Here is an 11188-nt window from a genome sequence, read left to right on the forward strand (position 1 = left end):
GCAATCTCTACGTAGGACAATCAACAAAACGTATTGTTGGAATAGAAATAGGAGCCCTGCTTAAATAAAACATACTTCATAACTGATTAGCTTATGTAGAGATTGCTTCGTTCCTCGCAATGACGGCGTTGGTAATGAGTTGATATAGCAAACTATCTTGTACTGTCCTAACTGTCTTGTGGTTTATTTTACAAGACAGACAAGACACTACAAGACACAAGTGTTAATGCTGCTTAAATGGCTTCTCAAAAAAATCATCCACTATTTTATCAAACTCATCCCTATGCTCGTTAAGCGTGGCATGGCCCGAGTTCGGGACTATCCACAGGTAGGAACTTTTAATAGCCTGCGCTATTTGTACGGTATGCGGTACCGGTATCAGGTCATGGTCGCCGCCGATGATGAGGGCGGGGCATTTAATGGCCTCGAGTGCTTTTAGCGGGATGTTGGGCTGCAGCCAATCCAGCATAAAAATCTTGTAGGTATTCTTATCGGGCGCGGTGGTTAGCGGCATTTTCTTTTGCCAGTTATTGTAATCTTTTAATTCGCCTTTCCAGTAGGACGGAATAATGCCTGTAGAATCGGGCCATAAGTTGGCGCCGGTTGATGCCAGTTTAATCACCTTATCCGGGTGGCGCATAGCCAGTACAATGGCATTGATGCCTCCATCGCTCCAACCCAGCACATAACATGAATCTATATGCATGGCGGTTAGTAGCACGTCAAAATCATCAGCCATCATTTCAAAACTTAATGAGTCACGGTCGTCTTTGGTGCGACCATGTGCCCGGCTATCAACAGCAATAACCTGATATTTTTTAGCGAAGTAGGGTATGATTCCGCCAAAAGCGTTCATGCTTTGGCCATTGCCGTGTATCATCAGTAAGGGCTTGCCGGCGCCATAAACTTCGGTATACATTTTAATACCGCGCACATCATAGAATTTCCCTATGGAGTCATTATGTCCGTAGGGTATTCTTTTATTCTGACTAAACGCCGTTGCCATAAACAACAACGCTATTAAAAGTAAGGAGAGCCTTTTTAGCATTATTGTTTAGTGTTTTTAACAATGAAGGCAACTATTGGCGCCGGATCACGCGGTACACGCGGGAAATGACCCTCTCCAGGTATGGTTATAACGGTCATGCTGCCACCAAGCGCTTTATATTTTTGTTCGGCAACGCGGGTATCTGTTGCCAGCCATGGGTCGTTAGCGCCGCTAACATGCAGGGTAGGTATATGTGCCGCGGCTAATGGCGCAAGCGTATCAACAGGTGCTTTTTTCTCCATCAGGCTGCGCATGGCGGCATTATCAACATAAATGCACGATACTTTATCAGGGTTATAAATGCTCCATTCATAAGCTTCGCCGGCATAAGCGCCTGTGCCTTCCATAACCGGCTTTTTAGAAAATCCTTTAGCAGTAAGTGTGGCATATATCTTATCCCAATCTTTACGTACCGGGCCGCTTTGCGCGGTAATTGGCGGTATAACAATATAATATCCTTTAGCCAGTAAAGCCTGCTCAACAGTAGCATCCCGGCCTAAAACCCTATCGGCCCTAAAAACCCATGGGTTACCCGCCGCAGGTTTATTTGGGGCGATGATAGTTAACCCTTTTATTCCATAACGACTTGCACTTTTTGCCATATAAACATCATAGGTTGGCGTAAACATTGGCCCGCGTACAGTGGCGTAAGTATTCTCTATTTTTAAAAATTGATATTTATTTTCAAGGCTGTAATAGTAGGTTTTTACGTAGGCAGCGGTATCTGCAAATAGCGGATCGCTTACGGTTGGCTTAATGTTTTGCTCAACCCAGTCGGCAATAAACGTAGCATCTTTTATGCTATGCGGATGATGGGCAGTACCTTCTTTAATCATCATGGTCATACGGCCGCCCAAACGCAGGTAGATATCTTCAATAGGCAGGGTATTGGTGGGCAATAAAAAGTCTTCGGTACCCACCAGGCTAAATACAGGTATATCATTTTTAACCAACAGGTTTAAAGCAGCAAAGCTTTCGGGCCGGATGGCCGGATTATCGGCATATAAACAAGACACCTTATCAGGATGGGTAGTTGCCCAGGCATATTCATTTATACCGCCACGGCTCATACCGCTAAAAGCAGGCTTTTTAGTAAGACCATGTTTGGTAAAGAAATCATACCAGGCTTCCCATTGTTTGCCCGGGTCTATATTACAATACACCACATGGAAGCCACGCTTTAACAGTTCCACTTCTGATTGTGATTCATGATCCCAGTAATACCCGCGCCATGTAGCAGGGTTACCCGCAGCAGGGGCTTTAGGTACTATTACTATACAACGTATTTTACCTTTGGGCGTATTTTTATCATCCATACCGGTGCGTTCTTCGGGTGTGGCTTTAAATGGGGTTATGGCAAAGGTTTCCGTGTCCATCAAATAATCGTAACGGTCAAAGCCGTGCCATGAGGTTTTTTCACCCTCGAAAGGTGTGAGGCCCTGGGCAAATGTTTTGCCTGTAACCATCAGCACTATGCAAATAGCAGTTAGAATGAGTTTGGTAAAGGTATTCATGATCTATGGTTTTTTGGTTTAATTGGTTGCTGGTACCAGCTTAAACAAACTTAATGTATTAATTAATATTACGGTTAACGTAACAGATATTAAACATAACTATTTCATTTTAAGCAGTCGGGAACAGAACCTCGCTTTTTTTATCAAAGAATTTGGCATACCGCTTTGCCTCGGCAACAATTTTTTGGGTGATTTGATTATTTACCTTAACAAAGGGCTCTATTTCAATAAATACTTTGTCTTTTTTCTCTATGCGCTTCCAGGAACCCGTTATTTGTCCGTTAACCACAACAGGCGGCTTAAATATCCCGCTACCGCTTAGTGTATTATGTTTATCGTCAATACCAAACGACCGGTTTTTATAAGCTACATAATACTCGTCGTAAGCAGGTAATAACCGTACCGTGTTTACAAGCTTTTGCCCGGATGCTATAACCGGCAAAAACCAATAAGCCTGCCCGTTTATAATTTGATGGTCAAGATTGGGTTTACTTATTTCGAGGCCACGTTTTGCATCAGTTATTGTGAGCCCGCTCCACCAGGCAAAATCATGTACGGTAGCCGGGCCGCGGCTTATAAAATATCTTTTGGCAAGTTCGGCCAGGGCCTCATCTTTATCTAAATGCCTACTATTAGGTACGCGCTCTTGAAGCAACATGTAGGTAAATTGCTTTCCCTTTCTTGCTCCGCTGCAAATCAGGCCATCCAACTCGGCATCTAAAAGTAAAAAGGAAAGATGATTATCACCGGTTTTTATATTTTGCCCTTTTAGCAGCGGAATAAGTTCTTCCCTGCTTAGCTGATTGCCCCCGGTAAGCGCAGTTTCGAATATTTTTTTGCTTTGCTTTAATATTGCACTATCTATTCCTTCTTTAAGCAGGTAACCAGCCATAAGCTTTTTAACTTGCGGAGCGGTAAGTTTTAACATCCAGCCAATATCATCGGGCGAAACAAAGTGCCATGTGGGGCGCAAAACATGTGTGCGAATTATTTTGCCCTCGTTAAATTCTTTTTCAACCAAAGTATCGGTTAACCCTTTTATCCTGGCGCCCAGGGCCCATTTAGCGCCATAAAAATCTTGCGCTTGTATACAGCCCATATAACTTACCAGCTCATGTGCTTTGGTAAATTTTAAGCCCATTAGCTGCTGGTTGATCAGGCGTTGTTGCAGTATATCGCGATTGCTCATTATAAAAGCAATGTAGTAAAATTTTATAGCCGGATAGAAATCAATTCGCAGAAAATCAGGGAGAAATATGTATTATTTATGGCGTGCTTTTTGATCTAAATTACTAATAATAAAATATTTACCACAGCTTAATTAAAATAAATAATATATATGAAAAACTCATTTAAAGCCTTGCTGGTAGTAATGACCATTTTGTTTAGTTGCGGCACAACAACAATGGTTACCAACTCATGGCGCAAACCTAACGCAACAGCTAATGGGTACAAAAAAATTTTTGTGGCGGCTATAACCAGCAATATTCCTGCAAAGCAGGCAGTTGAAAATGGCCTACAGCGGCAATTAGAGCAAAAAGGTATAATGATTGTAAAGAGCACAGATGTATTTCCGCCTAATTTTAGTACACAAACCGGGCAGCGGAAAGAATTAATATTGGGTAGAATACAGTCGACAGGTGCTGATGGAATTTTAACTATAGCCCTATTAAAGCAGACAACCGAAACGCATTACATACCACGAAGTGGCTTTTGGAACCCGGGTTTAAGATATGGCTATTATAACAACTTTTGGAATTATTATAATAACTGGTACCCATCTATTTATGCCCCGGATTATTATGATGAGCAAGAGGTATATTACCTGGAAACCAATTTATATAATGCGCGTAATGAACAGCTGATATGGGCGGCGCAATCAAAAACCTATGATCCGGTTAATATTGATAGTTTTTTAAAAGGTTACCTAAAATCAATTTACGACCAAATGGTTAAAGACGGTTTAATTACCTCAAGCCCGATTAGGGATTAAGGTACGCGAATTATAGAGCTCGCTTTAACCGGCTCTTTTTTATGCTGCAAAAAAAACTTCCCCACCGGCAAGGCAACGTATTATTCTTTTGCTGCGTATTGTTTAAAAATAGTTTAACAATTTAATTACCTCTTGCCTTGAAGCGAATTATAGCAGGTATTTTCAATATTCTTGAAAAGCAGGAAAAAACAAAATTAGTTAAGCTGATTTTGTTTGACCTGGTTATGGGCATACTTGATGTGGCCTTTTTAGCAATGATATTGGTGGTTATTAATTTTTATACTAAAAATGAAAGCACGGTTATTTCCTTTCTTCCGGCTGCTTTATTAAATAAGAACTCATTACTGCTTATAGGCAGCTTTCTGCTTTTATTTGGTTTAAAAAATTGGATGGGATATTTAAATTCCAGGCTACAGCAGCATTTTTTTTACAATATATCTTCAAGGCTATCAAAAAGAAACATACATAATTATTTAAAAGACGATTATCTGCGGTTTGTAAATATTGATTCGTCTGTACTAATTCGCAGAATAAGCCAGCAGCCTATAGAGTTTAGTAATTATATTTTGACCAACTTTCAGCAGGTTGTTTCGCAAAGCATATTAATTTTGTTCACTATTGGGGGTATTCTTTTTTGGCATCCCGGTTTGTTTTTCCTGCTGTTTTTATTCCTGCTGCCCCCGTTGGTATTACTGGGTAACTTTATACGTAATAAACTAAAGGCAATACGGGCCAGCACACATATTGTTAGCCAGAAAACCATCCAACACCTGCAAGAATCATTAACAGGTTATATTGAAAGCAATATTTACCATAAAGACGATTTCTTTATAAACCGCTATTACTCGCAGCAGCAACAGTTAAATAACAACATTGCAACACAACAAACCTTACAGGGCTTAACATCAAGGCTGGTAGAGGTGTTTGCTATACTTGGCTTTTTTATTTTAATAGCTATTAATAAATTATCAGCAGGCGCCCCTGCGGTGAGCATGCTAACTATCGGCGTATTCATGGCCGCGTCTTACAAGATCATACCGGGCATTGTAAAGATATTGAATAGCACCAGCCAGATAAGAACCTACCAGTTTACCGTAACTGATCTGCAGCCGACCCAAGACCCTATTATTACTGCCAATGATTTAGCTGAGCCTATTAAATCTATAATATTTGACCAGGTTAAGTTTAAATATAAAGATCAAAATATTTTAAATGGCATAAGCTTTGAAATACAGCAGGGCGATTTTGTTGGTATTTCGGCAAAATCAGGTAAAGGGAAAACAACTATTGTTAACTTGTTGCTTGGGTTTTTAAAACACCACAAGGGTAATATTTTAATTAATGATATAAAAACCAACTGGATAATAAGACAGGGCTATTGGAGCAGAATATCATATGTAAAACAGCAACCATTTATTATTAATGATACTATCCTTAAAAACATTACCCTGACCGATGGCGAGTATAATGCCGATAAACTGGCAGACATAGTGGAATTTTGCGGAATAGATATTATAACTGCCCAATATCCCGAAGGCATAAATAAATTTATTAAAGAGAATGGCAAAAATATTAGCGGTGGGCAACGGCAACGCATTATGCTGGCACGTGCTTTATATCATGAATTTGATTTGCTGATTTTGGATGAAGCCTTTGCAGAGATGGATGAAGTTTCTGAAAGGCATATTCTTTCAAAATTAAAATTATTGACACAACAAGGCAAAATGATCATGCTGATAACTCATAATAAATCAAGCCTGTTTCTTTGCGATAAAATAATTGCTGTGGATACGGAATATGCGTAAAACGTTGGTCATACTCACCCCGGGGTTTCCCAAAGACGAGGAGGATAGCACCTGCATACCCGACCGGCAAATATTTGTGCGTGTATTAAAGGAAACTTACCCCCAATTAAATATTATTGTATTAGCCTTTCAATACCCTTATCAACCTAACGAATACAGTTGGAACGGGATTAAAGTAATAGCATTAGGAGGTAAAAATAAAAGCGGATTTTATCGCAGGCTAACCTGGATACGTGCCTGGCGCGTATTGAAGGAAATAAATGCAGCATATGAAGTAATTGGGCTGTTAAGTTTTTGGTTTGATGAATGTGCTTTTATTGGTGATAAATTTTCTAAAAAATATACCCTGAAGCATTATAGCTGGCTGCTGGGGCAGGATGCAAGGCCGGGTAATAAATATGTTTACCGCATAATGCCAAATGGCGATAATTTAATAGCCTTGTCTGACTACCTGGTAAATGAGTTTAAAAAAAATTATGATATAACACCACAGCACCTGGTTCCGGGAGCTGTAGACACCTCTTTGTTTAAACCATTATTAGCCGAAAGGGATATTGACATTTTAGGAGTAGGTTCATTAATACCTTTAAAGCAATACAAGTTATTTATTGAAACTGTAAAGTTTTTGAAAGGTGTTTTGCCCGACATTAAAGCGGTTATATGCGGTAAAGGCCCTGAAATGGATCTGCTTAAAGCTATGGTGCTATCTTATCAACTAGAGGGAAATATAACTTTTAAAGGCGAGGTATCTCATCCCGGGGTTTTAGAATATATGCAGCGGTCAAAAATTTTGCTTCACCCATCCAAATATGAAGGTTTTAGTACGGTTTTGTTAGAAGCATTATATGCCGGCGCGCATGTTGTTTCTTTTTTTAGCCCGATGAAAACCCCATTCAGGCATCATCATATTGTTACTGACCAGGATGAAATGAACTATGAGGTTTTAGTATTGCTAACTAATACACACAGGGGTCACGAGCCTGTGTTGATAAACGAGATGAAGCAAACAGCAACAAGCATTGTTAACTTATTTGAAAGCAATTACAAAGAAGCCGCAATAACCTGAATTTGTTTGGCAATAGCCTCGAAAGAAAGATTTGATTTAAAATAAGCAAGGGCTTTTTCGCGCTGCTTTTTTAAATTAATTTGTTGTGTTTGTATCAATGCCGCCAATAGCGCGGTTTCATTTCCGGCTTCATACAATAAACCGATGTTGCCATTATCAGTTATCATCCTGAATGAAAATATATCAGTAACAACGGGAATACATCCGCATGACATCGCTTCGCAAACAGCAGTGCCGCTACCCTCATAATGCGAGCCTGATATTATAAAACAAGCACTGTTATACCAATATAGCAGTTCATCATGCGGCACTTTTCCTAACAGTTTTATAGCGGCCGCATTGGGTTCATGGGCTAATAATGTATTTATTTCATCCAATAATTCTTCGGTATGATAGATCATAAACAACCGGGCGTTTGGGTTTATTACCAAAAACTTCAAAAAGGTTTTTATTACGTTTAAAGGATCTTTGTTTTGGTCTAACCGGCCAACCCATAAAAACACAGGGTCGCCTTTTGCCTTGGTTTTTAATAAAGCCTCTTCTTTATTTATTGGATAAAATACAGAAGATACTTCCATTACTTCGTGTATTTTTTCGGGTGATGTTAGATTGCCTTTGGTTATCCAATCTAACCCCATATTTTTTGAAGCAAATAAGTACGCGTTAACAGCGTTTTCGGCCAATCGCTGTAAATATTTTTTTATGCCGCTAAATGGTTTTTCCGCATGGTTTTGTATGATGATTTTTGGTTTATTACCAAGTATAAAACGTAACAGTATTACCTGCAATGGAAAATGCAAACTTTGTATAAATACTACATCTGGTTGTAATTGCTTTATATAACGGTTTACTTTTAAAAGCGAATAGAAAGCTGGTGAAGCAAACCGCTCAAATTTATAATTCACGCCATCTTTAAAACATTCTCCTTTATAAGCTATTTGTTCTATGCTTATAACTTCATTGTCAATAGCCAAAGGGGCTAAAATGCCTATATATATTTTAATACGATTTAGCCATGCCTCCGGGTCATTATACGTTTTGGTTACAACATAACTGGCAAATACAAATCTCATACAATAACGCGTTTAGTGATTAAATTCGATATAAAAAATTAGTTCCCCAGTGAAGTAAGCAAATGCAGTAATAAACCTATACCCGTAAATGTTATTACTGTACTGTACCATGTACACGTTGATACATCTTGGTACACCCTGGTACACAAAAAGTTGTAATGATCTGAAAATAAACATATTAAATAATCCAAATAAACTAACTATCAAATTAACGTGCTTAGCGATTGAAAATTAAGCAGCAAGCGTATGTTTAATATGGTTAAGGGCTTACCGTTTAAATGGTAAATATATTTCCTCAAAATCTAATCGCTAAACACGTTACAGTATTTAACTGCTTGTTATTGGAAAAATAGCCGCCGGGTAAAACTCTGTTATTTGTTTCATTAACCCCGGTAAATCGCCTTGTACATATTTGCAAGTATCATTTATATATATTTTGCTAAAAGCCGACAGATCAATACTGGTTAACTGATCAAGCATTGTCGCATCAAAAAGCCTGATGCTGTCTTCATAAACAACCAATAATATATCTGCCGGATCTGTAGAAAAAAAAGACTCAAAACCTGTTTCCTTCTTTCTCTTATTGGCCACCACAACATATCCTTTATTAAGATTAAGGCTATTTGTTTGCCAGCTGCCGGCACTTGTATGAAGGGAGCTGTACAATTCGCTATCGGTTAGCATTTTTGTTTTGCGGGCCAGCCGTATATGGTCCCAAATATTCCAGCTGCCCGTCAGTGTTGAATCTGTACCAAACAAAATGGTGGTGTTTTTTTTTAAGTAATTGGCAGGTGCTGTTTTATTTAGCAGGAAATAGTTAGATGCCGGGCACCATATTAACGCTTCAAATTTTTTGGCCTGTTGTTCAGACATGGCTACACCATGTACACCAATTAATTTTTTATTCAGCAGGTTCCAATGTATCAGCTCATCAATTTCATGATTTGATAACTCATCGGTACCCTCGCCCACATGGATTACTACCGGCAGTTTTCTTTTTAGCGGATTGTTAAGTTTTTTCTTCCACCGCTTTTCAAATTGTACAGAATGCAGGCTATGACATTGCTCCACGTTAATAGGCGGATCATTTATGGTTAACGGTTCGCCATGATTTACTACTGTAGTAACACCACATAGCAGGTTTTTAAATATGCCCCAGTTTATACGTAATGCCAGCGGAACTTTTAAAACAGCAGCTATCTCTTCTTTGTAATTTTCATGAATATATTCCCCCCATTCTGTATAGTTGTTATATACACGGTTGCCCAATTGCGGAAATAAATTAAAGTCTAAATGATCATGCGAATTAACCAGGCCGGGAAACACCAGTGCATTATCAAACATTAGTTGTAAAACATCGGCTGCTGTATCTTTTACAGGCATCATTTTGCCATTCTTGATCTGCATACTAACGGGGCCATTACCTGTAATAGTTGTAACGTTATTTAATATCATAGCCTCTTCTTAAATGGATGCCATATATGATGCGTGAGTCTTTAAATTTTTCATATACCGGTAAAGCATTTTTAGCGGCATAATAATGCTTTACAGATTCATCAATTTTTCTTTCAAGCTTATTAACTATGTGGAAACCATGTTGCAATAGTATGCCTTCAATATCATACACATAGTGTACAAAGTTTTGTATAGAAATACTATTGCTATTATGCTGAAAAGTTCTTTTGCCGCCAAATGCCAGCGCGTTTGGATGAAAATCAGTTATAATAATATCGCCTTGCGTTTTTAATATACGGCACCATGCCTGCAAGGCTTCTTCAATATTTTCAATATGTGCAACCGTAAGGGTTGATATAATTATATCATAGGTGGATTTGGCAGTATCAGAAAAAAAGTTATCTGTTATTTGGTTGGTTTTAGCGCCGGGAAACTTTTGCTCCAGGCGCTTAAGCATTCCTGCCGAAACATCAAACCCTGTTATGCTGGCAGGGTCATTTTCTAAAAGCTTTGGCCAGTGCCTTCCGGTACCGCAACCTATATCAGCAATCTGCTTGCCGGTTATATTTACTTCTTTCAACAATTCGGCAAATACAGACTCATCCATGTCCAGCATCAGGTTACCTTGTTGCACATCATAATTTTCTGCCCATAAATCGTAAGCCTCAACCGATCCTTTTTCTTTTACGCTATGAGCAGAGAAATTTTTTTGTATGAATTTTTTAAGGGCCGTTATCATATTGTTTAATGGATTGATAGAAGCAATAGCTGGATTCATAGGAATTTATAATGATGTTAAAAACTTAGGCTTTATAATATAATAAGTTACGAGTCGGCATTTATAAAGGTTGCCCTGCATATTTATTTCATTATTTAATAAGTATTTATTTTATCGGGTGGGCAACCTTTATTTAATACAGGGCGTAATTAATTTAATAATTGTGTATAACGATTAGTTTTAATTTCTCGATAGCGGTGGGTTCCGACTCATCGCTATTAATAACCAATACTAAAGAGATAATTTTTTTTCATCCAAAATATTGGATTCAATTATAAAATCCAATGGTTATTTATATAGCCATTAACCCAATTTAAAACTCACAACCAAAAACTAAAGAAATGAGACAGATTAAAATTGTATTACTAATGGTGGTTTTGACAGGGCTATGCTCCTGCCGGAAGAACCTGTTGACTGTACAGCCAACCAATTTGCTGACAGCCGACCAGATTGTAA

General features: G+C 38.5%; 9 protein-coding genes. 3 read left to right on the plus strand and 6 right to left on the minus strand.

The genetic code is table 11. The features are described 5' to 3' along the window. Positions 1-223 precede the first annotated feature (223 nt). The 3 genes from JWR23_RS07930 to JWR23_RS07940 all read right to left on the minus strand — a co-directional run bounded on the left by JWR23_RS07930 (position 224) and on the right by JWR23_RS07940 (position 3751). Entirely contained in the window at positions 224-1006 is a 783-nt protein-coding gene (locus JWR23_RS07930; protein ID WP_299515122.1) for an alpha/beta hydrolase, read from the minus strand. A 41-nt stretch (positions 1007-1047) separates the two neighbouring features. Continuing rightward, the gene (locus tag JWR23_RS07935) at positions 1048-2562 is read right to left on the minus strand and encodes an alpha/beta hydrolase (RefSeq protein WP_299515123.1); all 1515 of its coding nucleotides are present in this window, start codon (positions 2560-2562) and stop codon (positions 1048-1050) included. Positions 2563-2671: 109 nt separating this feature from the next. Continuing rightward, complete coding sequence (locus JWR23_RS07940; RefSeq protein ID WP_299515125.1) at positions 2672-3751, minus strand: winged helix DNA-binding domain-containing protein; 1080 nt, start codon at positions 3749-3751, stop codon at positions 2672-2674. A gap of 150 nt (positions 3752-3901) precedes the next feature. Here JWR23_RS07940 and JWR23_RS07945 point away from each other — a divergent pair, with 150 nt between their 5' ends. The 3 genes from JWR23_RS07945 (at position 3902) to JWR23_RS07955 (ending at position 7426) form a co-directional block, all read left to right on the plus strand. Next, the gene (locus JWR23_RS07945; protein WP_299515126.1) at positions 3902-4555 is read left to right on the plus strand and encodes a hypothetical protein; all 654 of its coding nucleotides are present in this window, start codon (positions 3902-3904) and stop codon (positions 4553-4555) included. 137 nt (positions 4556-4692) lie between these two features. Continuing rightward, complete coding sequence (locus tag JWR23_RS07950; protein WP_299515127.1) at positions 4693-6360, plus strand: ABC transporter ATP-binding protein; 1668 nt, start codon at positions 4693-4695, stop codon at positions 6358-6360. Beyond that, complete coding sequence (locus JWR23_RS07955) at positions 6335-7426, plus strand: glycosyltransferase family 4 protein (RefSeq protein WP_299515128.1); 1092 nt, start codon at positions 6335-6337, stop codon at positions 7424-7426. The genes JWR23_RS07950 and JWR23_RS07955 overlap by 26 nt, the downstream gene beginning before the upstream one ends. Here JWR23_RS07955 and JWR23_RS07960 read toward each other — a convergent pair. The 3 genes from JWR23_RS07960 to JWR23_RS07970 all read right to left on the minus strand — a co-directional run bounded on the left by JWR23_RS07960 (position 7402) and on the right by JWR23_RS07970 (position 10732). Beyond that, positions 7402-8499, minus strand: coding sequence for a glycosyltransferase family 4 protein (locus JWR23_RS07960; protein WP_299515129.1), 1098 nt, complete (start codon positions 8497-8499; stop codon positions 7402-7404). The genes JWR23_RS07955 and JWR23_RS07960 overlap by 25 nt on opposite strands. Positions 8500-8826: 327 nt before the next feature. After that, complete coding sequence (locus JWR23_RS07965; protein ID WP_299515130.1) at positions 8827-9954, minus strand: hypothetical protein; 1128 nt, start codon at positions 9952-9954, stop codon at positions 8827-8829. Further along, a complete protein-coding gene (locus JWR23_RS07970; protein WP_299515132.1) occupies positions 9941-10732 on the minus strand; it encodes a class I SAM-dependent methyltransferase in 792 nt (263 codons plus the stop codon). The genes JWR23_RS07965 and JWR23_RS07970 overlap by 14 nt, the downstream gene beginning before the upstream one ends. Between the last annotated feature and the right edge of the window lie 456 nt (positions 10733-11188).

The sequence above is a fragment of the Mucilaginibacter sp. genome (assembly GCF_028288205.1).
In the GTDB taxonomy this organism is placed as follows: Bacteria; Bacteroidota; Bacteroidia; order Sphingobacteriales; family Sphingobacteriaceae; genus Mucilaginibacter.